Annotated in this window: 20 protein-coding genes and 2 pseudogenes; 8 read left to right on the forward strand and 14 right to left on the reverse strand. The window is 69.8% G+C overall.

Going from position 1 to position 21,882, the window contains the following annotated elements; genetic code table 11:
- Nucleotides 1–13: 13 nt before the first annotated feature.
- Together LRS14_RS22580 and bla are read right to left on the reverse strand one after the other, a co-directional pair.
- Complete coding sequence (locus LRS14_RS22580) at nucleotides 14–538, reverse strand: CHRD domain-containing protein (RefSeq protein WP_198156904.1); 525 nt, start codon at nucleotides 536–538, stop codon at nucleotides 14–16.
- 123 nt (nucleotides 539–661) lie between these two features.
- The gene (gene bla / locus LRS14_RS22585) at nucleotides 662–1,567 is read right to left on the reverse strand and encodes a class A beta-lactamase (protein WP_257801201.1); all 906 of its coding nucleotides are present in this window, start codon (nucleotides 1,565–1,567) and stop codon (nucleotides 662–664) included.
- A gap of 103 nt (nucleotides 1,568–1,670) precedes the next feature.
- On the opposite strand from bla, the gene LRS14_RS22590 reads away from it, so the two are divergent.
- Both LRS14_RS22590 and LRS14_RS22595 read left to right on the forward strand, forming a co-directional pair.
- The gene (locus LRS14_RS22590) at nucleotides 1,671–2,555 is read left to right on the forward strand and encodes a LysR family transcriptional regulator (protein ID WP_046112578.1); all 885 of its coding nucleotides are present in this window, start codon (nucleotides 1,671–1,673) and stop codon (nucleotides 2,553–2,555) included.
- A 67-nt stretch (nucleotides 2,556–2,622) separates the two neighbouring features.
- Nucleotides 2,623–3,672 (forward strand): lysylphosphatidylglycerol synthase domain-containing protein, encoded by a 1,050-nt coding sequence (locus tag LRS14_RS22595; protein ID WP_257801202.1) that lies wholly within the window; start codon nucleotides 2,623–2,625, stop codon nucleotides 3,670–3,672.
- A gap of 11 nt (nucleotides 3,673–3,683) precedes the next feature.
- Here the strand turns inward: LRS14_RS22595 and LRS14_RS22600 are convergent, their stop codons facing one another.
- The gene (locus LRS14_RS22600) at nucleotides 3,684–4,412 is read right to left on the reverse strand and encodes a Crp/Fnr family transcriptional regulator (protein ID WP_257801203.1); all 729 of its coding nucleotides are present in this window, start codon (nucleotides 4,410–4,412) and stop codon (nucleotides 3,684–3,686) included.
- Nucleotides 4,413–4,515: 103 nt separating this feature from the next.
- Here LRS14_RS22600 and LRS14_RS22605 point away from each other — a divergent pair, with 103 nt between their 5' ends.
- The gene (locus LRS14_RS22605) at nucleotides 4,516–4,779 is read left to right on the forward strand and encodes a DUF1488 family protein (RefSeq protein ID WP_046112580.1); all 264 of its coding nucleotides are present in this window, start codon (nucleotides 4,516–4,518) and stop codon (nucleotides 4,777–4,779) included.
- A gap of 40 nt (nucleotides 4,780–4,819) precedes the next feature.
- Here LRS14_RS22605 and LRS14_RS22610 read toward each other — a convergent pair whose 3' ends face one another.
- The 6 genes from LRS14_RS22610 to LRS14_RS22640 all read right to left on the reverse strand — a co-directional run bounded on the left by LRS14_RS22610 (nucleotide 4,820) and on the right by LRS14_RS22640 (nucleotide 10,747).
- Nucleotides 4,820–5,461 (reverse strand): DJ-1/PfpI family protein, encoded by a 642-nt coding sequence (locus LRS14_RS22610; RefSeq protein WP_257801204.1) that lies wholly within the window; start codon nucleotides 5,459–5,461, stop codon nucleotides 4,820–4,822.
- A 68-nt stretch (nucleotides 5,462–5,529) separates the two neighbouring features.
- Complete coding sequence (locus LRS14_RS22615) at nucleotides 5,530–6,276, reverse strand: GntR family transcriptional regulator (protein WP_257801205.1); 747 nt, start codon at nucleotides 6,274–6,276, stop codon at nucleotides 5,530–5,532.
- A 28-nt stretch (nucleotides 6,277–6,304) separates the two neighbouring features.
- Nucleotides 6,305–7,042, reverse strand: coding sequence for an aspartate/glutamate racemase family protein (locus LRS14_RS22620; RefSeq protein ID WP_257801206.1), 738 nt, complete (start codon nucleotides 7,040–7,042; stop codon nucleotides 6,305–6,307).
- Between the two features lie 16 nt (nucleotides 7,043–7,058).
- Nucleotides 7,059–8,537: an NCS1 family nucleobase:cation symporter-1 gene (locus LRS14_RS22625; RefSeq protein WP_046112584.1), complete on the reverse strand. Its 1,479-nt coding sequence runs from the start codon at nucleotides 8,535–8,537 to the stop codon at nucleotides 7,059–7,061.
- Between the two features lie 179 nt (nucleotides 8,538–8,716).
- Nucleotides 8,717–10,288 carry a methyl-accepting chemotaxis protein gene (locus LRS14_RS30410; RefSeq protein ID WP_310740867.1) on the reverse strand — a complete coding sequence of 524 codons (1,572 nt, stop codon included), beginning with the start codon at nucleotides 10,286–10,288 and terminating at the stop codon, nucleotides 8,717–8,719.
- 249 nt (nucleotides 10,289–10,537) lie between these two features.
- A complete protein-coding gene (locus LRS14_RS22640) occupies nucleotides 10,538–10,747 on the reverse strand; it encodes a hypothetical protein (protein ID WP_257801207.1) in 210 nt (69 codons plus the stop codon).
- On the opposite strand from LRS14_RS22640, the gene LRS14_RS22645 reads away from it, so the two are divergent.
- Nucleotides 10,746–11,915, forward strand: a complete 1,170-nt coding sequence (locus tag LRS14_RS22645) for an ornithine cyclodeaminase (RefSeq protein WP_310740868.1) — start codon at nucleotides 10,746–10,748, stop codon at nucleotides 11,913–11,915. The two genes, LRS14_RS22640 and LRS14_RS22645, sit on opposite strands and share 2 nt — an antisense overlap.
- On the opposite strand, the pseudogene LRS14_RS22650 reads toward LRS14_RS22645, so the two are convergent.
- The 4 genes and pseudogenes from LRS14_RS22650 to LRS14_RS22665 all read right to left on the reverse strand — a co-directional run.
- Nucleotides 11,862–12,737: pseudogene (locus LRS14_RS22650) on the reverse strand (ornithine cyclodeaminase family protein); the annotation flags it as partial. The gene LRS14_RS22645 and the pseudogene LRS14_RS22650 sit on opposite strands and share 54 nt — an antisense overlap.
- 17 nt (nucleotides 12,738–12,754) lie before the next feature.
- Entirely contained in the window at nucleotides 12,755–13,123 is a 369-nt protein-coding gene (locus tag LRS14_RS22655; RefSeq protein ID WP_232315320.1) for an Lrp/AsnC family transcriptional regulator, read from the reverse strand.
- Nucleotides 13,044–14,330 carry a nuclease-related domain-containing protein gene (locus tag LRS14_RS22660; protein ID WP_257801210.1) on the reverse strand — a complete coding sequence of 429 codons (1,287 nt, stop codon included), beginning with the start codon at nucleotides 14,328–14,330 and terminating at the stop codon, nucleotides 13,044–13,046. The genes LRS14_RS22655 and LRS14_RS22660 overlap by 80 nt, the downstream gene beginning before the upstream one ends.
- An 857-nt stretch (nucleotides 14,331–15,187) precedes the next feature.
- Entirely contained in the window at nucleotides 15,188–16,114 is a 927-nt protein-coding gene (locus LRS14_RS22665; protein ID WP_257801211.1) for a LysR family transcriptional regulator, read from the reverse strand.
- Between the two features lie 141 nt (nucleotides 16,115–16,255).
- Here LRS14_RS22665 and mdlC point away from each other — a divergent pair, with 141 nt between their 5' ends.
- Together mdlC and LRS14_RS22675 are read left to right on the forward strand one after the other, a co-directional pair.
- On the forward strand, nucleotides 16,256–17,908 hold the full coding sequence (mdlC, locus tag LRS14_RS22670; protein ID WP_257801212.1) for a benzoylformate decarboxylase: 1,653 nt from the start codon (nucleotides 16,256–16,258) through the stop codon (nucleotides 17,906–17,908).
- A 113-nt stretch (nucleotides 17,909–18,021) separates the two neighbouring features.
- Nucleotides 18,022–19,474: pseudogene (locus tag LRS14_RS22675) on the forward strand (aldehyde dehydrogenase).
- 85 nt (nucleotides 19,475–19,559) lie between these two features.
- Here the strand turns inward: LRS14_RS22675 and LRS14_RS22680 are convergent.
- Nucleotides 19,560–19,715 carry a hypothetical protein gene (locus LRS14_RS22680; RefSeq protein ID WP_257802251.1) on the reverse strand — a complete coding sequence of 52 codons (156 nt, stop codon included), beginning with the start codon at nucleotides 19,713–19,715 and terminating at the stop codon, nucleotides 19,560–19,562.
- On the opposite strand from LRS14_RS22680, the gene LRS14_RS22685 reads away from it, so the two are divergent.
- Together LRS14_RS22685 and pobA are read left to right on the forward strand one after the other, a co-directional pair.
- Nucleotides 19,705–20,583: a Bug family tripartite tricarboxylate transporter substrate binding protein gene (locus LRS14_RS22685; protein WP_404977605.1), complete on the forward strand. Its 879-nt coding sequence runs from the start codon at nucleotides 19,705–19,707 to the stop codon at nucleotides 20,581–20,583. The two genes, LRS14_RS22680 and LRS14_RS22685, sit on opposite strands and share 11 nt — an antisense overlap.
- An 83-nt stretch (nucleotides 20,584–20,666) precedes the next feature.
- Nucleotides 20,667–21,866 carry a 4-hydroxybenzoate 3-monooxygenase gene (gene pobA, locus LRS14_RS22690; protein WP_257801213.1) on the forward strand — a complete coding sequence of 400 codons (1,200 nt, stop codon included), beginning with the start codon at nucleotides 20,667–20,669 and terminating at the stop codon, nucleotides 21,864–21,866.
- The last annotated feature ends 16 nt before the right edge of the window (nucleotides 21,867–21,882 follow it).

The following is a 21,882-nucleotide window of genomic DNA, read 5'->3' on the forward strand; positions in this document are numbered from 1 at the left end:
GCCCGACGGGGCTTCAGCCGCGCGCGGCCTGGCGACGGCGCACCAAGAAGCCCACCAAGCCCAGGCCACCGAGCATCAGCGCATAGGTCTCGGGCTCGGGCACCGGCGCCATGGCGGTGCCCACGTACTGCAGCTGGCCGCGGATGGCGCCGGCCGGATACATCGCGTTGTGCAGGTTGACGTAGAAGCTGCTGGGATTGACCGGCGTGATCGAGGCCAGGTCGGCGTCGTACATCTGCGAGCCGGTGAGGCTGCCGCCGAAGTCCACGATCACCGGCCCGTTGGTGCCGGCCGGCGCGGCGTGGATGTGCGCGCCGGTGAGCGGGAAGTCGATGGCGTTGGCCATGATGGACCAGGACACGGTGAGCGCCTGGTTGTCGATCAGCACCGTGGCAACGCCGAAGCCGTCGGGGTCGCCCACGCCGGTTTCGTTGGCGCCATACAGGAAGGCGGTGTACGTGTCGATGGCCGCCAGCGCGGGGGTGGCCATGAACGGCGCGGCGAACAAGGCCGCGCAGAGGACTGACTTCTTCATCATCACGGGGCTCCGGGGTGGAAAGGAGCCGCGATCCTGCGTACCCGCCTGCGTGCCCGCAAGCAGGGCTTTCCCCCTGACCCGGTGCCTGTTTCTTCAGCATGCCGGATCTGCAGGATCACTCTGTCAGGAACGCTTCGCGCCGGCCGCCGCGGCATGCCGCTGCACCGCCTGCCGGCCCACTTCGGCCAGGGCCGCGTCCCGCTGCGCCGGCGCGGCGCTGCTGTCGGTCAGGTAGGCACACACCACCAGCGGCGGCGCGGCCGGCGGCCAGAACACCGCCACGTCGTTGGCGGTGCCGCGGGATCCGGTGCCGGTCTTGTCGCCGGCGCGCCAGCCCGCCGGCACCGCCGCGCGCAGCCGCTTGAAGCCGGTGGAGGCCGCCTCCAGCCAGGCCGCAAGCTGCTGCCGACCGGCCGGCGACAGCGCATTGCCCAGCACCGCGCGCTGCAGCGCACCGGCCATCGCCCGCGGCGTGGTGGTGTCGCGCGGATCGCCGGGCGTGGCCTCGTTCAGTTCGGGCTCGGTGCGGTCCAGCCGGGTGTGCGCATCGCCCAGCGTGCGCACGAAGGCGGTGAGCCCGGCCGGCCCGCCCAGGGTCTGCAGGATCAGGTTGGCCGCGGCGTTGTCGCTGACGGTGACGGTGGCTTTGCACAGCGCGGCCAGCGTCATGCCACTGCCGTCGGCATGCCGCTGGGTCACCGGCGAATGTGCGATCAGCACCTCCGGCCCGTAGACGATGCGGCGGTCCAGCCGCTCCAGCCCGGCGTCCACCCGCTGCAGCACGTGGGCGGCGGCCAGCCACTTGAAGGTGCTGCACATCGGAAATCGCTCGTCCAGCCGGTGGCCGGTGACCTGGCCGCTGCCGGTGTCGAGCACCGACACGCCCAGCCGGCCGCCGACGCCGGCCTCGATGGCGGCCCAGTCGGGCGGGCCATCGGCCGCGCTGCCTGAAGTTTTGCTGGCGGCGGCGGCCTGCCAGCCGGTGGCCAGGGCCAGCGCCATGCCGGTGGTGAAGCTGCGTCGGTGCATCGGGAATCTCCTGCGGTGGGGGATGGATGGCCGCCACGTTAAACAGCCCCGCCGCGGGCCACAAACGCGGATTCGGTGCCCGAGACCGCAGAAAATCTGGGGCATGCAGTTGCCGTTGAATGCCTTGCGCGCCTTTGAAGTGGCGGCGCGCCACCTCAGCTTCACCCGCGCCGCGCTGGAGCTGCGGGTCACCCAGAACGCCGTGGCGGCCCAGGTGAAGAACCTGGAGGACCGCATCGGCGTGCCGCTGTTCCGCCGCCTGCCGCGCGGCCTGGCGCTCACCGACGAAGGCCAGGCCCTGCTGCCGATGCTGAGCGACACTTTCGAGCGCATCGGCGCGGTGCTGGGCCAGTTCCGCGAGGGCCGGCTGCGCGAGGTGCTGACGGTGGCCGCGGTCGGCACCTATGCGGTGGGCTGGCTGCTGCCGCGGCTGCCGGCCTTCGAGCGCGACCATCCCTTCATCGACCTGCGGCTGCTGACGCACAACAACCGGGTCGACCTGTCGGGCGAAGGCCTGCACTGCGCCATCCGCTTCGGCGACGGCAGCTGGCATGGCACCGAGGCCGATGCACTGATGACGGCGCCGCTGTCGCCGGTGTGCACGCCGGCCATCGCTCGGCGGCTGCGGTCGCCGGCCGACCTGGGTCGGGAGCTGCTGCTGCGCTCTTACCGGGTGGATGAATGGCCGCGGTGGTTCGAGGCGGCGCGCCAGCCGCTGCCGCTGCTGCGCGGGCCGGTGTTCGATTCGTCGGTGACCATGGCCGCCGCCGCCGAGCAAGGCGCCGGCGTGGCCCTGCTGCCGCCGGCGATGTTCGCCGACGCGCTGCGGCAGGAACGCCTGGTGCAGCCCTTCGACACCGGCGTGACCCTCGGCGGCTACTGGCTCACGCGGCTGCGCTCGCGCCCGCCCACGCCGGCGATGCAGGAGTTCCGCCGCTGGCTGCTGGCCGAGCATGGCCGGCTTGCCGGGCACGCGACCGTCGGATAGCGCCTACAGCGCGAGAAGCCCGCGGCGGCTGGCGCCGCGCCAGGCCGGACCGGATCATGCGTACACCATGTCCAGCGACTCGGCGACCATCCCCTCCCCCGCGCACGACAGCGCGGCCGCCGCTTCCGCAGCGGCCGGCAAGCGCGGCATTGCCGGCCTCTGGGCGCGCTACAAGCGCTGGGTGGTGCCGGCCTTCGGCCTGCTGGTGCTGGCGATGCTGCTGTCGCATGCGCACAAGATCGACTGGGCCGGTGCCTGGCATGCGCTCAAGCAGTACAAGCTCTCGCTGCTGGCCGGCGTGCTGGGCCTGGCGCTGGCCAGCCATGCCCTGTACGGCTGCTTCGACCTCATCGGCCGCCACCACACACGCCACAAGCTGGGCCTGCTGCGCACCTGGGGCATCGCCCTGGCCAGCTATGCCTTCAACCTGAACCTGGGTTCGCTGGTGGGCGGGGTGGCGCTGCGGGCCCGGCTGTATGCCAAGGCCGGCCTGGACGAAGCCACGGTGGCGCAGGTGGTGGGCGTGAGCCTGGCCACCAACTGGCTGGGCTACGGGCTGCTGGCCGGCACCCTGTTCGCCTCCGGCCTGATCGCGCCGCCCGAGCAGGCGCACATGACGGCCACCACCTTCCGCGCCATCGGCGTGGGCATGGTGCTGCTGGCCGCGGCCTATGTCGCCTGGTGCTTCGCCTCCAAGGGCCGCACCTGGCAGTTCCGCGGGCGCAAGGTGCGCCTGCCCTCGGGGCCGCTGGCCCTGGTGCAGCTGGTGATGTCGGCCTGCAACTGGGCGCTGATGGGCGGCGCCATGTACCTGTTGCTGGGCGACCAGGTGAGCTATGGCATGACGCTGGGCGTGCTGATGGCCGCCGCGGTGGTGGGCGTGGTCACGCCGATCCCGGCTGGCCTGGGCGTGCTGGAAGCGGTGTACCTCGCCCTGCTGTCCGGCACCGTGCCGCAAGGCAAGCTGATGGGCGCGGTGCTGGCCTACCGCGCGCTGTACTACCTGCTGCCGCTGGCCTCGGGCATCGTGATCTACGTGCTGCTGGAGCGTTATGCCAGCCAGCATCCGGCGCAGGAGCAGGAGCAGGCGCAGGAGCCGGCGCCGGCTTCGACCTGATCGCCCGTCGGCTACACCGCCTGGCGGTCGGGCAGCAGCCGCTCGTACTCCCGGCGCACCACCGCATAGCACTCGCAGGAGCGGGCCTCCAGCCCCGCGCGGTCCAGCACCTCGATGTGGCCGCGGCTGTAGCGCAGCAGGCCGGCCTGGCGCAATTTCAGCGCGGCCTCGCTCACGCCTTCCCGGCGCACCCCCAGCATCTGCGAGATGCGCTCCTGCGTCAGCGCCAGGCGGTCGCCCTGCACGCGGTCCAGCCGCAGCAGCAGCAGCCGGCACAGCTGCTGGCCCAGGGCATGGTGGCGGTTGCAGGCGGCGGTCTGCGCCATCTGCGTGATCAGCGCCTGCGTGTAGCGCAGCAGCAGGTGCATGGTGGGGCCGGCGCGATGGAACTCCTGCTGGATGCCCCGGGCCGGGGCGCGGAAGCCCTCGCCCGCGCTCTGCACCACCGCCCGGCTGGGCGTGGACTCGCCGCCCATGAACAGGGAAATGCCCACCACGCCTTCATGGCCCACCACCGCGATCTCGGCCGAGGCACCGCTGGCCATGCCGTACAGCAGCGAGACGATGGCCGTGGTGGGAAAGAACACATGGGTCTGCGGCCGGCCGGGCTCATACAGCACCGCACCCAGCGGCAGCCGCACCCGTTCCAGCTGCGCTGACCAGCGCTGCAGGTCGCCGTCGCTCAGCGCGGCGATCAAGTGGTTGTCACGCGGCATGGTGCCGGCGGGTATCTGGGCCATGGGCCTCCCTGGTGGCCAAGCGTACGCCCTCTGTGTTCGCCAGCGCACAGACGGCGCCGCGGCCGCGGCGCATCGTGCGGCTTGGCCATGAACCGAGAACCCCATGAACACCAACCCGCCGTTCTTCGATCCCGCCTCGGCCACGGTGCGCTTCTGGGTCACGCAGGAAGGCCAGCCGCCGGTGGCGGCCAGCATCGGCGGGGCCACGCTGCGCTACCACTTCCAGGCCCAGGGCGCCGGTGACGACCTCGTGGCCGCCTATGTGGCCCATGCCCGGCAGATCGACGAGGCGGTGCGCCGCAGGCTGGCAGCGGGCTCGCGCGAGCCGGTGATGCTGCGCGACCCGGACGTGGCCGCGGCCCGCTGAGGCCGCTGTGCCGGCCAGGGGCGCCGCCGTGGCTGGCGCTTCAGTCCGCCGTGCCGGCCGCTTCGGCCATGCGCATCCAATGCCGGGATTCGCCGGTCTTGTACAGGTCGTGCCAGGCCGCCAGCACTTCGGGCGTGTAGATGCCCAGCAGCGCCAGGATCTCGCGGGCGAAGTCCACCGGCGCCATGCCGCCGGCGGTGATCACGCCGCGGTCGGTGACGGCGGCGCTGTCGTCATAGCGGTCGGTGCCCGCATAGCCGGTGCCCTTCAGGTAGGCCAGTGCATTGCTGGTGTGCAGCCGGTCGTCCAGCAGGCCGGCACGCGCCAGCCCGGCGGTGGCGCCGCAGATGGCGGCCACCGGCGTGCCGGCGTCCGCGAAGCGGCGCGCCAGCGCCTCGGCCTCGGCATGGTGCTCGGCGTCTTCCCAGCCCGGGCCGCCGGGCAGGATGAGCATGGCGCTGTGGTCGGGCAGCACGTTGTCCAGATGGGTGTCGGGCACCACGGCCAGCCCGCCCATGGAACGCACCATGTCGCCCGCCACGCCCACGGCCATCACCCGCCAGGGCTGCCTGTCGTCGGTAGGCTGCTGGAAGGCGGGCTGGTTGATGGCCGCGATGGCATGGGCGGCTTCCCAATCCGCGAAGCCTTCGAAGACGTAGAGGTGAACGGTGCGCTGGTTCATGCCGCAGTGTGCGCAGCCAACGTCACCGGCTCTGCCGGCCGGCAGCGCGGCGTGGCACCAGTGGCGTCCTACGCCAGCAGCGCCTTGACCAGGTCGGTCTGCCGGTCGGGCGCGCCGCCGTCCAGGCGCAGGCTGTTCTCGATGCGCTGCAGGTGGCCGGTCATCTGCGCCACCGCCGCATCGGCGTCGCCCTGGCGGCAGATGCGCAGGAACTCCGCATGCTCGTCGCTGGAGCAGTGGGCATCGTTGTCGGAGTGGTAGAGCATCGCGATCAGCGAGCTACGGGCCACCAGCTCGCGCACCAGCTCGGTCAGCACCTTGTGGCCGGTGCACTCGGCCAGCACCACATGGAAGTCGCCCAGCAGCTTCTCTCGCACGGTGCCTGTGGTGGCCGGCTCGCGCAGCGTGTTGCGTTCCGTGCGGATGTGCTGCTCCAGCGCCTGGTAGTGCGCCCGCCGGGCCGTGGCCACGAACAGCCGCACCACCTCCGCTTCCAGGATGCGGCGCACGCCGAACACCTCGCGCGCTTCCTGCACGCTGGGGCGGCTGACGAAGGCGCCCTTGTCCGGGATGATCTCGATCAGCTTGTCCTTGCTGAGCGTGAGCAGCGCCGCGCGCACCTTGGTTCGGCTGACCGCATACACGCGGCCCAGGGCCTCCTCGCGCAGCCAGGTGCCGGGCGGCAGGCGCTTTTCCACGATGGCCTGGGCCAGGTCCTGCGCGATGCTGTCCACCGTGGCCTGCGGCGCGGCCGCGTCGGCGGCGGCGGGCGACTCAGCGGTGGCGGTTTCGGCAGTCTTGCGGGCACGGGGCATGGCCACGATTGTGGCGCAGCACCGTGCCTCAGCGGTCCAGCGCAAAGCCTTGCAAGGCCCCGGTGTAGGCCTTGGGCAGCGGCCTGGCCAGCTCGCCACGCTTGCTGGTGCGCAGCCGCAGGTTCACCAGCGACTCCACCAGCTGCGTGGCCGCGGCCACGCCGTCGATCACCGGCACGCCCAGCACGTCGGCCACGTGCTCGCACAGGTCGGCCATGCCGGCGCAGCCCAGCACGATGACGTCGGAGCCGTCTTCCTCCAGCGCACGGCGGCACTCGGCCACGATGCGTTCGCGCGCACCGCTGCGCGGGTCTTCCAGCGCCAGCACCGGCAGCTCGCAGGCCCGCACGTTGGCGCAGAAGCGGTCCATGCCGTAGGCCTGCGCCAGGTGCCGCGCCTGGCCGATGGTGCGGCCCAGCGTGGTCACCACCGAGAAGCTGCTGCCCACCATGCTGGCCAGGTGCATCGCGGCTTCGGCGATGCCCAGCACCGGGCCGGCGGCCAGCTCGCGCGCGGCCAGCAGGCCGGGGTCGCCGAAGCAGGCGATCACGTAGCCGTCGATGCCCTGCCGCTCGCCGGCCGCGATCTCCTGCAGCAGGCCGGGCACGGCCAGCGCCTCGTCGTAGTGGCTCTCGATGGAGGCCGGGCCCATCGCCGGGCTGACCGCCACGATCTCGGTGCCCGGCCGTGCCACTGCGCGGGCGCAGGCGCCGATCTTGTCGGTCATGCGCTGCGTGGTGTTCGGATTGATGATCTTGATGCGCATGGGGCGTTCGTCCGGTTCACTGCTTGCGGTTGATCAGCGCGTAGATCACGAAGCCCAGGCCCATGCCGATGAACCACGCATAGTTGGCCGCGCCGCGCCAGGCCGGCACCATCACGCACAGGATGGGGATGAGCGCCGAGGGCACCATCGCGATCACCGCCTTGGGGTTGTAGCCGCGGCTGTACCAGTAGCGGCCGCGCTCGCTCATGGTGTAGAGCGCATCGACGTCGATCTGCTGGCGCTGCACCAGGTAGTAGTCGGCGATCAGGATGCCGAACAGCGGGCCGATGAAGGAGCCCAGCACGTCCAGCGTGTAGTGGATCACCTCGGGGTTGTTGTACAGGTTCCAGGGCGTGATGAAGATGCTGCCCACCGCGGCGATCATGCCGCCGGTGCGCCAGCTGATGTGCTGCGGCGCCACGTTGCTGAAGTCGAAGGCCGGCGACACGAAGTTGGCCACGATGTTGATGCCGATGGTGGCGATCATGAAGGTGAGCGCGCCCAGCACCACGGCGGTGGTGCTGTCGATCTTGCCGACGGTGTGCACCGGGTCGGTGATCAGCTCGCCGAACACCGGCAGCGTGGCCGCGGTGGTCACCACCGTCAGCAGCGAGAAGAACACGAAGTTGACCGGCAGGCCCCAGAAGTTGCCCTTCTTCACCGCGTCGAAGCTCTTGCCGTAGCGCGAGAAGTCGCCGAAGTTGAGCATCGGGCCGCTGAAGTAGCTGACCACCAGCGCGATGGCCGACAGCATCACCGGCAGCGCGTCCCAGCCCTGGAACTTCACGCCGCCCAGGTTCAGGTCGATGTTGCTCCAGCCCGCCTTCCACACCAGCCAGCCGCACAGCACGGCCATCACCACGTACACGCCCGGGCCGGCCCAGTCGATGAAGCGGCGGATGGCTTCCATGCCGTGCCAAAACACCAGCGCCTGCAGCACCCACATCACCATGAACGCCACCCAGCCCAGCGTGGACAGGCCCACGAAGCCGTGCTGCGCCACATCGGCATAGGGCGCCAGGCCAGGGTAGAAGTGCAGCGCCAGGATCATGAAGGCGCTGGAGGCCAGGTAGGTCTGGATGCCGTACCAGGCCACCGCGATCAGCCCGCGGATGATGGCCGGGATGTTGGCGCCCAGCACGCCGAACGAAGCGCGGCACACCACCGGATACGGCGTGCCCGTCACCTGGCTGGGCTTGGCCACCAGGTTGCAGAAGAACTGCACGATGACGATGCCCACCAGCAGCGCCACCAGCACCTGCCAGCTGGACAGGCCGAGTGCGAACAGGCTGCCGGCGGTGATGTAGCCGCCCACGCTGTGCACGTCGCTCATCCAGAACGCGAAGATGTTGTACTGGCCCCAGGTCTGCTTCTTCAGCGGGGCCAGGTCCTCGTTGGTCAGCCGCGGGTGGTAGCCGGGCTTGATCAGCGCATTGGATTCGGCGGGCGCCTCGGCCGCCGAAGGTACGGCGGAGGCGGTGGTGGCTGTCGTCATGGATCGCTCCTCGGTTGGAAGGACGGCGTGAGGTCCGATGCCTGCCGACGGCGGCAGCGCATGCGATATTTGTATACAAAACTTGAGTGCAATCAAGCACGAAAAAGGGCTTCCCGATGAGGGGAAGCCCTAGTGTCGGCCGCCGCAGGAAGGCGGCGGGGGGCCCGGCGCGGCCGGGTTCAGGCCGCCAGCTTGAAGGCGCCCACCACGTCCACCAGCCGCGCGGCCTGGCGGCTCACGCCATCGGCGGCGGCGGCGTTCTGGTCCACCAGCGCCGCGTTCTGCTGCGTGACCTTGTCCAGCTCCGCCACCGCATGGCCCACCTGCCCGATGCCCTGTGTCTGCTCGGTGGTGGCCAGCTCGATCTCGCCGATCAGCTGGCTCACGCGGCGCACCTGGGCCACGATGTCGTCCATCGTGCGACCGGCGTCGCCCACCTGGGTGCTGCCGGTTTCCACCTTCTGCACGCTGTCGGTGATCAGGGCCTTGATCTCGCGCGCGGCCTCGGCCGAGCGCTGCGCCAGCACCCGCACCTCGCCGGCCACCACCGCGAAGCCGCGGCCCTGCTCGCCGGCGCGGGCCGCTTCCACGGCCGCATTCAAGGCCAGGATGTTGGTCTGGAAGGCAATGCCGTCGATGGTGGCGATGATGTCCACGATGCGCCGGCTGGAGGCAGTGATGGCGCCCATGGTGTCCACCACGCGGCCCACCACGGCGCCGCCCTCCACCGCCACCGCGCTGGCCGCGGTGGCCAGCTGCGTGGCCTGGCGCGCGGTGTCGGCATTCAGGCGCACGGTGGCAGTCAGCTCTTCCATGGAGGCCGCGGTCTGCTGCAGGTTGGAGGCCTGCTCCTCGGTGCGCTCGCTCAGGTCGGCATTGCCGGTGGCGATCTGCGCGGTGCCAGTGGCAATCGCATGCGAGGCATCCCGCACCTGGCTCACGATCGCGGCCAGGCTGGCCTGCATCGCCCGCAGCGAAGCCAGTGCACTGCCGCTGGGGGCGGCGTCGGCACCGGGGATGGGGCCCAGGTCGCCACCGGCCACCTGCTGCGCGGCACGGCACAGGTCCACCGGCTCGGCGCCCAGGGCGCGGCCCAGGCTGCGGGCGATCAGCAGGCCGGCGGCGGTGGCCGCCACCAGCGCCATCAGCCCCAGGCCCAGCAGCAGGTTGCGCCGATGCAGGTAGTCGGCCTCGGCCTGCGCGGTCATGGCATGGGCCCGGTCGTCGGTGTAGCGCGCGAAGTCTTCCGAGGCCTTCAGCAGCGCGGCCAGCAGCGGACGGCATTCGCGGTTCATGCGGTCGATGGCCTCGTCGCGCCGCTGGGCCAGCGCCAGCTCCACGATGCCCAGCGCCACCGGGCCGTAGGCCTGCTCGATGCGGGCGATCTCCTGCGTGAGGCGGTCGGTGCGTTCGGTGCTGTCAGGCGCGGCGGCCACCTGGCGGGCGAGCAGCGCGAGGTTGTCCTGCACGTCCTTGTGCGCGGCCAGCACGGCGGCCTTCTCGGCAGCGATGTCGGCGGCACCAGCCACCAGCACCAGGTTGCGCGCGGCGATGGCGCGGCGGTCCACCGCCTCGTGGATGCGGTCGGCGGTCTGCGCCCGCAGGTTCACGCCATGGATGTACTGCGAAAAGCGCTGGTTGGCAGCCGACAGCGACTGCAACGCCAGGGCCGACACCACCATCAGCCCGGCCGCCAGGATGCCGAAGGCGCCGAGCAGGCGGGTGCGCACGGTCAGGGACGAAAACCTCATGGGAACTGCCGATCGGAAGGTGACTACCGCCTTCTTATCGGCGCGCAGATCCCGAGGCGCTGCCCTGCAGCGCTGGCAACCGCGTCAGAACTGACGCATCGCAAGCCACCCGCGGGAATTGTTCACGCGCAGTGGCCCGCGGCGGGCCGACTCAGCGGTCGCTGCGTCGGACCTTGGGCGTGCGGATCCACTCGATGATGCCCAGCACGAAAGGCGCGCCGAGCAGCCAGATGGGCAGCCAGGGTTGGCTCATGGCAGTTCTCCTTGGGAGCGCGGCGGCCCGGGATGGGCCGCGCTGCACTGCCAGGTGGCAAGCGGCGCGCCACCCGCAAAGTTGCCGTTTCGGCAGATCAGGCTGCCAAAACGGCAGCGACGTCCGCTTTTGTGCATGAAGTTGACGCTTCCGCCTGACAGCAGCCCGCCGCACACTTCCTGGAACACAACGACGGAGACTTCCATGGACACCGCTTCGGCGCTTTCCACTACCTATCTATCGGTGCAGGACATGGTGCAGCTGGTGCAGCGCAAGGGCCTGCCGGCCTGCATCGCCGGCATCGCCCGGCGCATCGAGGCCGACTTCCTGCGCTGGCCCGAATTCGACAAGACCGCCCGCGTGGCCGCCCATTCGGCGCACGGCGTGATCGAGCTGATGCCCATTGCCGATGCGACCCAGTTCGCCTTCAAGTACGTCAATGGCCATCCGCTCAACACCCGCAGCGGCCTGCCCACGGTGATGGCCTTCGGCCTGCTGGCCGACGTGGCCACCGGTGCGCCGCGGCTGCTGTCGGAGCTCACCATCACCACCGCCATCCGCACTGCCGCCATGTCGGCGCTGGCCGCCCGCGTGCTCGCCCGGCCCGGCAGCCGGGTGATGGCGCTCATCGGCAACGGGGCGCAGAGCGAGTTCCAGGCGCTGGCCTTCCGCGACCTGGTGGGCATCACCACGCTGCGGCTGTTCGACACCGACCCGCTTGCCACCGCCAAGCTGGTGGCCAACCTCGCCGGCCAGGGCCTGCAGCTGCAGGTGTGCGCCAGCACCGCAGAGGCCGTGCGCGGCGCCGACGTGGTGACCACGGTGACGGCCGACAAGACCCAGGCCACCATCCTCACGCCCGACATGCTGGCGCCGGGCATGCACCTCAATGCGGTGGGCGGCGACTGCCCCGGCAAGACGGAGCTGCACCGCGGCGTGCTGGAACAGGCGGCGGTGTTCGTCGAGTTCGAGCCGCAAAGCCGCATCGAAGGCGAGATCCAGCAGATGCCGGCGGACTTCCCCGTCACCGAGTTCTGGCAGGTGCTGGCCGGCCGGCAGCCGGGCCGCCGCAGCCCGCAGCAGGTGACGGTGTTCGATTCGGTGGGCTTTGCGCTGGAGGACTACTCGGCGCTGTGCTTCCTACAGGAAGCCGCGGCCGAGCTGGGCATCGGCAGCACCGTGGACCTGGTGCCGAAGCAGGCCGACCCGAAGAACCTGTTCGGCCTGGCCACCGGCGCAGTGCCCGCAGCCTCAGGCGCTCGCGGCCTGGAAGGCCAGCACGGCGGCGGCCAGGTCTTCCAGGGCGGTGCCCACCGACTTGAAGACGGTGCGGCCCCGGCCGGCGCCCGGCAGGCCATCGCCCTGGCTGCCTGAAGCGGCGACTTGACCGCGGCACAGCGCCGCCAGCGTGCCACGCACGTCGGCCGCGGTGAAGACGCCGCGGGACAGCGGGCCCAGCAGGTCCCCGCTTTTTTCCAGCGCTTCCTCGGTGTCCACATACAGCCTGGCGCCGGCCAGGCAGGCATCGTCGGCCTCGCGCATCTGGGGCGTGAAGCTGCCGATCAGGTCCAGGTGACTGCCTTCGGCCAGCCAGGCGCCCTGCACCAGCGGTGAAGTGGCCAGCGTGGCGCAGCTGACGATGTCGGCGGCCCGCACCGCGGCTTCCAGGTCGTTCACGGCCTGCGCCGCGAAGCCCTGCGCCCGCCATTCGGCGGCCAGGGCCTCGGCCTGCGTGGCCGAGCGGGCCCATACCGTCACCTGCTGCAGCGGCCGCACCGCCGCATAGGCCGGCGGCAGCAGCCGCGCCACCCGGCCGGCGCCCACCACCAGCAGCCGGCGTGGGCGGGCCGGCGTGATGAAGCTGGCCGCCAGCGCGGAGGCCGCGGCCGTGCGGCGGGCGGTGATCTCGTCGCCGTCCAGCAGCGCCAGCGGCACGCCGGTGGTGGCATCGAACAGCTGGTACACCGCATGCAGCCCGGGCAGGTCCCGCGCCGCATTGCCGGGCGCGATGTTGATGGTCTTCAGGCCGTAGTGCTGCGCGTTCCAGGCCGGCATCAGCAGCGAGGTGAAGCTGCCCACCTGATGCACATGGCGGCGCGGCACCTCGCAGCCTTCGATGAACATGCGGCGCAGCGCCGGGATCAGCGCCTCGAAGGGCAGCGCGCGGCGGGTGGCTTGGGCATCCAGCACGTGCATGGCCGAGGCGCTCCGTGTCAGCGGTAGGTGGCCAGCAGGATGCTGGTCTCGGTGTTGGCGATGCCCTTGATCAGCCGCACCCGCTCCAGCACCTGCGACAGGTCGGTCATCGTCTCGGCGCGCAGTTCCACCAGCAGGTCCCAGCGGCCGTTGGTGTCGTGCAGGGCCTGCACGCCGGGCTCGCCCAGCAGGCTGGCGATCACGGCGCGGGTCTGGTTGCCTTCCACCAGCACGCTGGTCCAGGCACGGATCAGGTTGGGCTCCGCATCGGGCCGCAGCCGCACGGTGTATCCGACGATCAGCTGCTCATCCTCCAGCTTGCGCAGCCGGTTGGTGACGGTGCCGCGGGAGACACCCAGCTTGCCCGCCAGCGTGGCCACGCTCATGCGCGCATCCTGGCGCAGCAGCGCGATGAGCTGGCGGTCCACGTCGTCCATCTTCATGGGCGCGGAGGGTAACGCAGGCGCTCAGCAGGTCCCGGGGCCAGAGAAAGTAGGGCCCGAAGCGGCTCTTGGCGATGAACACGCCACCGGCCTGCTGGCCCGCTGGCGTGAGCACATGGCCACCTTCAGGAGTGACCGCCAGCAAGCCCGCCGACACCAGCCGGTCCAGCAGTTCCTTGGAAGAACGCAGGCCGCGGGCACTGGCCAGCCTGGAGGTGGACAGCCGGCCTTCATGCGGGTCGACCAAAGGGTCGGCCGCAGCAGCCGGCGGCGGAAGAGGGGGAGCCACGGCCATGGCAGGCAGTGGTGCGGTGGACGCCGCTGCAGCCGGTGGCGGAGCCGGAGCCGGCGACGGTGCCGCAGCGGGCGCCCGCTGCACATGCGCCATCTGCACAGGCGCTGGCGCTGCGGCCGCGGCCAGGCCGAACTTGGCGGTCCAGTTGAACTGCGCGGGTTGATGCAGCCGCACCAGCTGCCGCGCGACGTCCTCCATCGTCTCTTGGCTGACCACCTTGGAGACGGCCAGCAGCGTGGTGGCTGCGGAAGCCTCGTTGATGGTCTTTTCGATCAGGTGTCGCAGCTGGTCGGTCTTGATGAGCCGGTCGAGCCCGTCGATCTTCGTGCGCGGCCGCGTGATCCTTGCGTTCTTGCTGACCAGCACCACGCTTTCCAGCGCCGGCTTGATGGCGATGCCCAGCCGCTTGGGCAGGTTCACCCGATCGCTGTGGAGCACTTCGCGCAGCAGGGCGATGTGCTTGCGGTTCTGCTCGAACGGAGAAGGCACCCCCACGGCCCGGCCGCCATAGAAGGCGGTGAACTCGCCCTGGTCGTTGACGGCCACGCCTTCGGCGAAGTGCTTGGACTCGCACACCCAGATGTCCAGGCTGCGGCTGATCAGCAGATGGTCGATCTGCGCCACGCGCCCTTTGTGCTCGAGCCGAAGGTCATGGATGACAGCCCACTTCGTGGAAGCCCGGTGATAGAAGTCGATCTCGTACGCAGCCTCGGCTTCGCCCTTGGCACCCGCGCGCACGGCCCGGATCTCCTGCTCGATGCGCGCGCGGACGGTCGGCGTCAGGTCACGCCGGCCAAGCAATTGTGTAAGCGCGTCGATGTCCGCAACGCGGTCTTCCGCTGACTTGATGAGCACGTAGGGTCCTCCGCTCGTGCTGAGAATATCGCGCCCATGTGGAGGGAGTTATTGGGATGAGTGCGGCGATGGGGTGTGAGGTGGAGCCGGGATGCTTGGGCAATGCGTGATTGCGCATGTGGTCGTGCTGCTGAGGTGATTGCCGCTGAAGCGTTGGTGCTGGCGGGCTGCGGACAGCGTGCTGGTTGGTCAAGCGGCCGGGGGCGGTGGGGGCAGGTTTGCAGCGGTAGCGGTCGCTCGGTGCGGACGCTGCCAAGCGGCCGCACCCAGTTTTGGCACGGTCGTTGGACACCGCCGGCGAACTCCCGCCCTGAACGGGGTCCGTGACAGCCACGCGCTCAAGGCCGAAGTGATGGCGGAGTGCGACGCGCACGGTGCGTCGGCGGCCAAGGTGGCGACGTCGCGCGGCATCGATGCCAATGTCGTGCACCGCTGGCGGCAACTGGCGCCGGAGGGTGGGCCGAGCGAGCGCCGCCAGTCAGCACGACTTCGTTGCAATCAGCTGCGTGCCGCAAGCCGCTTCGCAGGCCCTGGCCGGCGGCGACATCGAGTCCAACTGCACCGCGGCGCTGTGATGCTGAAAGTGACGTGGCCAGAGGCGGCCGCAGCGGACTTCGCTGCCTGGACACGAGAGCTGCTGCGGGGATCCGCGTCAAGGCAGTGTGGCTGGCGGTGGAGCCGTTGGACATGCGCGCGGGCACCAAGCAGCGCTGGCGCGCGTGGTCAGGGTGTTCGGCCCAGCGCTCCAACATCATGCCAATCTGTTTGCCAACCGGCGTGCCAACCGCGTGAAGGATCGTCAGGTCCAGGGGCTGACTTGCCCCGTCGCCATGCAGCGGGCAAGCTGAAGTCGTCCCTTATGACACAGTAAGAGCGTCTGTGGCCTTATGTCGAAATAGCTCTACCACCAGTTCTCGAATCCAACGATGGGCCGGATCGTTCTCGTATCGGTGGCTCCAGTGCAGCGACACCGTGAACTTCCGGAGCGGAAGTTGCGGCTCGATGATGGTATGCCCTCCGCTCGCGACGAATCCCGCTGCGATCGCCCGCGGCATGACGACCCCGAGGTCTGTCGTGCGCACGATAGCCGGAAGCGCCAGGAAGTGCGCGGCCGTCAGCCGCACGCGGTCTTCGAGCCGCAGCAGCTGGAGGATTCGGATGGTTTCTGAGTGAGACCGCACGGCCACGTACTCGAGCTGGGCCAACTCCTCCAGCGCCGCCGCACGCCGTCGCTTGCCCGAGACGAATGGGTGGCCTTCCCGCAGCAGCACGATATAGGTGTCGTTCAGCAGGTCAGTGCGCTGAGTCCCATGCACCGAAGGCAAGAACCCGATCGCGAGGTCGAGCACCCCGCTGTCGAGCGCGAGAGGGATGTCGGCATGTGCCAAAGGTGTGCTCTCGACACGCACGCCCGGCGCCTTTTCGCTCAGTGAGGACATCAGCAGCGGCAGGAAGCGCGCCTCGCCGATGTCGCTCAGGTGCAAGCGAATGGTCAGCTGCGCTGCTCGGGGATCAAAGGCGTTCTCCTCGTTCAAGGCGGCCTCTAGCGTGGCGATCGCCGACTGCACCGCATGCGCCAGCCGCTGCGCTCTCGGCGTGGGCGCCACGCCGCCGGCAACACGCACGAACAGAGGATCCTTGATCAGCAGCCGTAGTCTCGTGAGCGCCTGGCTAGTGGCCGGCTGGGCGATGCCAAGCAGGTCGGCCGCTCGACTCACGCTGCGGGCGCGGTAGACGGCGTCGAAGACACGCAGCAGGTTGAGATCGAGTTCGTTGATGTGCATGGCCTGGTGCAGCTTCCCAAGTGTTCGCTACACACCTTGCAGTATGCGGTGAATGCATAAAGCTTAGAACCCCCATCGAATTGCGCGCAGGCGCCGTAGTCGCGAGACTTCCCCCACACCCCAGCCCTGGCAAACAGCTCAATGACCCAAGCTACCGCAGACAGCGCCACGTCCCAAGCCCTCTCCGTCGCGACTGGTTCCGAACGGACCAGGACGCCGGCAACCGTCCGCACGGCGGTGCTGCACCTGCTGCGCTCGTTCGGCATGACGTCAATCTTCGGCAACCCCGGCTCGACCGAGCTGCCGATGTTCCGGGACTTCCCGCCAGACTTCCGCTACGTGCTCGGGCTGCAAGAGGCGGTGGTCGTCGGCATGGCCGACGGATACGCGCAAGCCACCGGCAGGCCGGCCATCGTCAACCTGCACTCAGCCGCCGGTGTCGGCAACGCCATGGGCAACATCTTCACGGCCTTCACCAACCGCACGCCGCTGATCATCACCGCCGGGCAGCAGGCGCGCTCAATCCTGCCGTTCGACCCATTCCTCGCTTCGGCGCAGCCGACCGAACTGCCAAAGCCCTACGTCAAGTGGAGCATCGAGCCGGCGCGCGCCGAGGACGTGCCGCTCGCGATCGCCCGCGCCTACTACATCGCCATGCAGCCGCCGTGCGGCCCAGTGCTGGTGTCGATCCCAGCTGACGACTGGGACCGGCCCACCGAATGGGTCGAGCCGCGGGTCGTCAGCACGGCGCTGCGGCCCGAGCCTGGCGTGCTTGCGCAAATCGGCGATGCGCTCGACGGGAGCCGCAGCCCGACGCTCGTCGTCGGCGCCGGCGTCGATCGCGACGGCGCCTGGAACGAGGTGCTGCAACTGGCCGAACGCCACCAGGCGAGGGTCTGGGTCGCCCCGATGTCCGCACGCTGCGGTTTCCCGGAAGATCACCCGATGTTCGCCGGCTTCCTGCCAGCCATGCGCGAGAAGATCGTCGGCCTGCTGAGCGGCCATGACGTGATCCTGGCGGTCGGCGCACCGACGTTCACCTACCACGTCGAAGGCACTGGCCCCCACGTGCCAGCCGGAGCAAGCCTGTTCCAGCTCGTCGACGACCCGCAGGTCGCCGCTTGGGCGCCGCTGGGCACTTCGGCGGTGTGCAGCATCCGCTTGGGCGTGATCGACCTGTTGGCGCGAGCGGCCCCACCGCAGCGCACAGCGCCGCCCCCGCGCCCCGAGCGCACGCGTGCCGAGCCTCCCCTGGCGGGCGAGCGCATGTCGGTCGCCTTCGCCCTGCAGACGCTGCACGAGGTGCGCGATCCTGGTCACATCGTGGTCGAGGAAGCCCCTGGCGCACGATCCGTGATGCAGCAGCATCTGCCGATCACCCGCAGCGACACCTTTTTCACGATGGCCAGCGGAGGCCTCGGCTGGGGCCTGCCGGCGACCGTCGGCGTGGCGCTCGGCAAGCCTGGGTCGCGGGTCATCGGCCTCATCGGCGACGGCTCGGCGATGTACTCGCCGCAGGCGCTGTGGAGTGCGGCGCAGCTCAAGCTGCCGATCACCTTCGTGATCCTGAAGAACCGACGCTATGCCGCCCTGCAGGACTTCGCGCCCGTCTTCGGGTACGCCGATGGCGAGGTGCCACAGGGCACCGACCTGCCCGACCTCGATTTCGTCGCGCTGGCGCGCAGCCAGGGTCTCGACGCTGTCCACGTCGAACACGCCGAAGCGCTGCGCGACACGCTGACCCGAGCGCTTCGCTCGAACGGGCCGATCCTGGTCGAGATCGAGGTCGCGTAACGCCGACGATTTCCGTTGCATCGCCCAGAGCGCATGTGCGGCGGCACAAGCCGACCGCAGGGGCCAGCGCGCGCACGCTTCTCACCGATGCCATTTCCCCAAGGAGACACACGATGACCACGATCTCGATGCTGATCAACGGCGAGGCCTGCCAGGCCCGCAACGGCGCGACCTTCGATCGACGTAACCCGCTCGACGGCAGCGTGGCGACCACGGCACCCGCCGCCTCGCCCGAGGACGCGATTGCGGCGGTCGAGGCCGCCGCCGCGGCATTCCCCGCCTGGTCGCAGATGGGCCCGAGCGAGCGACGTGGCCTGTTGCTCAAGGCCGCTGAGGCACTCGAGGCCAAGGCCGATGCGTTTGCGCAGGCCGTTGCCGCGGAGACCGGCGGCTCGGCCCTGTGGTCGGGCTTCAACGTGCACGTTGCCGCCGGCATGCTGCAGGAGGCCGCGTCGCTGACCACGCAGATCAACGGCGAGATCATTCCGTCCAACGTGCCGGGCAGCCTGGCCATGGCCGTGCGCCAGCCCGCTGGCGTGGTGCTGGGCATGGCGCCGTGGAACGCCCCGGTCATCCTGGGAGTGCGTGCGGTGGCCACGCCGCTGGCTTGCGGCAACACCGTGGTGTTGAAGGGTTCGGAGGCTGTCGCCCGCCACCCATGGCCTCATCATCGAGGCGCTGCAGGAGGCCGGGCTGCCACCGGGGGTGGTCAACTTCGTGACCAATGCGCCGGCGGACGCCGGCGCGGTGGTGGAGGCGATGGTGGCGCACCCGGCCGTGCGCCGTGTGAACTTCACCGGCTCGACGAAGGTCGGCAAGATCATCGCCAGCCTGTGCGCCAAGCACCTCAAGCCGGCCGTGCTGGAACTCGGGGGCAAGGCGCCATTCCTCGTGCTGGAAGATGCCGATGTTGATGCCGCGGTCAACGGTGCGGCCTTCGGCGCGTTCGCCAACTCCGGCCAGATCTGCATGTCCACCGAGCGGATCATCGTGGACGCATCGATCGCCGACGTCTTCGTCGAGAAACTCGCCGCCAAGGCCACGGGCCTCCCGCTGGGCGACCCGCGTAAAGGGCCGGTGGTGCTGGGCTCCGTCGTGGACAGGAGCACTGTCGACCGCTGCAACGCACTGATCGACGACGCACTCGCCAAAGGCGCCACGCTTGTGTGCGGCGGCAAGGCGGACAGCACGCTCATGCCCGCGACCTTGCTGGACCACGTGACGCCCGAGATGGCGATCTACCACGAGGAGAGCTTCGGCCCGGTCAAGGGCATCGTGCGCGTGGAGGGCACGGACGCCGCTGTCGCCTGCGCCAACGACAACCCGTTCGGTCTGTCGTCCGCCGTGTTCAGCCGCGACATTGCGAAGGCCTGGAACGTCGCCCGGCGAATCCAGTCCGGCATCTGCCACATCAACGCGCCAACGGTGCACGACGAGGCGCAGATGCCCTTCGGCGGCGTCAAGGACTCGGGCTACGGCCACTTCGGTGGGCGTGCCGGCGTTGATGCGTTCACCGACCTGCGCTGGATCACGCTGCAGACGAGCGAGCGTCACTACCCGTTCTGAGCGCTTCGCGCTGACCTGCAGCGCTGCCAACCCTGCCGCCTTCATCCGGCGGTATGGCAGCGCCATGCCCACCGCCCGCCGCGTTCTAGAAACGACGATCCAGGAGACATCCCATGAAGCCCAGCAGATCGAGCAAGCCCTCGGCCGGCCGCCGCCATGCACTGCTGCTTGCTGCAGCCGCCCTGGCGCTGCCCGCCACGGCCTTCGCCCAGGCGTGGCCCGCCAAGCCGGTGAGGATCATCGTCAACTTCCCGCCGGGAGGGGCGGCCGACCAGATCGCCCGCGCCATCGGCCAGCCGCTGCAGGAGGCGCTCGGCCAGCCGATCGTCGTCGAGAACAAAAGCGGCTCCGGCGGCAACATCGGTGGCGACGCGGTGGCCAAGGCACCGGCCGACGGCTACACGCTGCTGATGAGTTCGGGCGGCATGGTGTCGGTCAATCCGTTCATCTATCCAAAGATGTCGTTCGATCCTGCCAAGGACCTGGTGCCCGTGGCCGCCGCGGCGCGGGTACTCGTCTTCCTGGTCACCAAGCCGGACTTCCCGGCCAAGGACGCGACGGAGTTCCTGGCCGTCATGAAGGCCCGGCCGGGCAAGCTGTCGTTCGGCTCGCCCGGCAACGGCAGCTCGCCGCATCTGGCGGCCGAGTTGATGAAAAGCCAGGCCGGCGTGTTCGCGACACACGTGCCGTACCGCGGGGCGGCACCGGCGCTGACCGACTTGCTGGCTGGCCAGATCGACTTCCTGTTCGACCCCGGCGTGGCCATCCCCCACATCAAGGCCGGCAAGCTCAAGCTCCTGGCGATCGGCAGCCCCAAACGCTCGCCGCTGTTTCCCGACGCGCCGACGCTCGACGAGGTCGGACTCAAGGGCTTCGACGCCGACACCGTGTTCGGCTTCTACGCACCAGCCGGCACGCCAGCCGATGTGATTGCCCGTCTCAACCGCGAGATCAACCGCGCACTCACCTTGCCGGGCCCCCGCGAACGCATCCTGGCCCTCGGCGGCGACCCCGCGCCGATGACGCCGGCGCAGTTCCACGACAAGGCGATGGACGACGCCACGCGCTTCGGCAAGCTCATCCGGGAACGCCGGATCACCGGGGACTGAAGCAGACCACCGCCCCGAGACCGGCGGCAGGTCCAAGCAACAACGCATGTTTCGCTGTTCCCATTCATCTTGCTGAAGACCAAATGAATACCGTCAAAACCCAAGTCGCCATCATCGGCGCCGGCCCTGCAGGCTTGCTGCTGTCGCAAATCCTCCACCTCGAAGGCATCGAGTCGATCGTGCTGGAAACACGCAGCCGGGAGGCGATCGAAGCCACCATCCGCGCGGGGGTGCTCGAGCAGGGCACGGTCGACCTGATGAACCAGCTTGGCGTCGGCGAGCGCATGCAGCGCGAAGGGTTCGTCCACACCGGCACGATCCTGCGCTTCGACGGACGAGACCGCCGCATCGACTTTCCTGAACTCACCGGCGGCAAGGCGGTGATGGTCTACGCGCAGCACGAGGTGATCAAGGACCTTGTCGCCGCGCGACTGGGCGCCGGGGCGGACATCCGCTTCGAGGTCAAGGACGTGAGCGTCAACGACACCGACACCGCGAGCCCGAAGGTGCGTTTTCGCAGCAAGGACGACGAACTGCACGAGATCACGGCCGACTTCATTGCCGGCTGCGACGGCACGCAGGGCGTGTGCCGTCCTTCGATCCCGGCCGGCGTGCTCAAGGGCTTCGAGCGGCTGTACCCGTTCGGCTGGCTCGGTATCCTGTGCAAGGCGCCGCCGTCGTCGGACGAACTGATCTACGCGCTGCACGAACGCGGCTTCGCGCTCGTCAGCACGCGCTCGCCCGACATCCAGCGCATGTATCTCCAGTGCGAGCCGACGGACAAGATCGAGAACTGGTCCGACGACCGCATCTGGGCGGAGTTCCGCGCCCGCCTGGCCACGCGCGACGGCTGGGCCCCGAAGGAAGGCGAGATCTTCAGCAAGACGGTCGTTGGCATGCGCAGCTTCGTGACCGAGCCAATGCAGCACGGGCGGCTCTTCCTGGCGGGCGACGCGGCCCATGTCGTGCCGCCGACCGGCGCCAAGGGGCTCAACCTCGCGGCCGCGGACGTGCGTGTGCTGTCGCGGGCGATCGTCGAGTTCTACCGCAAAGGCCGCACTGACTTGCTCGACGGCTACACCGCGACCGCGCTGCGGCGCATCTGGAAGGCCCAGCGCTTCTCGTGGTGGATGACGTCGATGCTGCACCGCTTCCCCGGCGCCGACGACTTCCAGCATCGCGTGCAGATCGCCGAGCTCGACTACGTCACGGGTTCGCGCGCCGGATCAACTGCACTCGCCGAGAACTACGTCGGCCTGCCATTCGATCAGCTCGAACCCTGATTGGGCACGCCTGTGC

Origin of the sequence: Aquincola sp. J276 (assembly GCF_024700035.1) — a bacterium.
GTDB classification, from domain to species: Bacteria; Pseudomonadota; Gammaproteobacteria; order Burkholderiales; family Burkholderiaceae_C; genus Aquincola; species Aquincola tertiaricarbonis.

Coding starts and splice junctions, on each gene's coding strand:
- LRS14_RS22605 (WP_046112580.1), top strand. CDS start 4,516: ATGAACACCAACCCGCCGTTCTTCGATCCCGCCTCGGCCACGGTGCGC.
- bla (WP_257801201.1), bottom strand. CDS start 1,567: ATGCACCGACGCAGCTTCACCACCGGCATGGCGCTGGCCCTGGCCACC.
- LRS14_RS30410 (WP_310740867.1), bottom strand. CDS start 10,288: ATGAGGTTTTCGTCCCTGACCGTGCGCACCCGCCTGCTCGGCGCCTTC.
- LRS14_RS22590 (WP_046112578.1), top strand. CDS start 1,671: ATGCAGTTGCCGTTGAATGCCTTGCGCGCCTTTGAAGTGGCGGCGCGC.
- LRS14_RS22620 (WP_257801206.1), bottom strand. CDS start 7,042: ATGCGCATCAAGATCATCAATCCGAACACCACGCAGCGCATGACCGAC.
- LRS14_RS22600 (WP_257801203.1), bottom strand. CDS start 4,412: ATGGCCCAGATACCCGCCGGCACCATGCCGCGTGACAACCACTTGATC.
- LRS14_RS22680 (WP_257802251.1), bottom strand. CDS start 19,715: ATGATCCTCACCGGCTTGGCGGGCCACGCCTGGGCGAAGGCCGTGGCG.
- LRS14_RS22645 (WP_310740868.1), top strand. CDS start 10,746: ATGGACACCGCTTCGGCGCTTTCCACTACCTATCTATCGGTGCAGGAC.
- LRS14_RS22655 (WP_232315320.1), bottom strand. CDS start 13,123: ATGAGCGTGGCCACGCTGGCGGGCAAGCTGGGTGTCTCCCGCGGCACC.
- mdlC (WP_257801212.1), top strand. CDS start 16,256: ATGACCCAAGCTACCGCAGACAGCGCCACGTCCCAAGCCCTCTCCGTC.
- LRS14_RS22665 (WP_257801211.1), bottom strand. CDS start 16,114: ATGCACATCAACGAACTCGATCTCAACCTGCTGCGTGTCTTCGACGCC.
- LRS14_RS22640 (WP_257801207.1), bottom strand. CDS start 10,747: ATGGAAGTCTCCGTCGTTGTGTTCCAGGAAGTGTGCGGCGGGCTGCTG.
- pobA (WP_257801213.1), top strand. CDS start 20,667: ATGAATACCGTCAAAACCCAAGTCGCCATCATCGGCGCCGGCCCTGCA.
- LRS14_RS22615 (WP_257801205.1), bottom strand. CDS start 6,276: ATGCCCCGTGCCCGCAAGACTGCCGAAACCGCCACCGCTGAGTCGCCC.
- LRS14_RS22580 (WP_198156904.1), bottom strand. CDS start 538: ATGATGAAGAAGTCAGTCCTCTGCGCGGCCTTGTTCGCCGCGCCGTTC.
- LRS14_RS22625 (WP_046112584.1), bottom strand. CDS start 8,537: ATGACGACAGCCACCACCGCCTCCGCCGTACCTTCGGCGGCCGAGGCG.
- LRS14_RS22595 (WP_257801202.1), top strand. CDS start 2,623: ATGTCCAGCGACTCGGCGACCATCCCCTCCCCCGCGCACGACAGCGCG.
- LRS14_RS22610 (WP_257801204.1), bottom strand. CDS start 5,461: ATGAACCAGCGCACCGTTCACCTCTACGTCTTCGAAGGCTTCGCGGAT.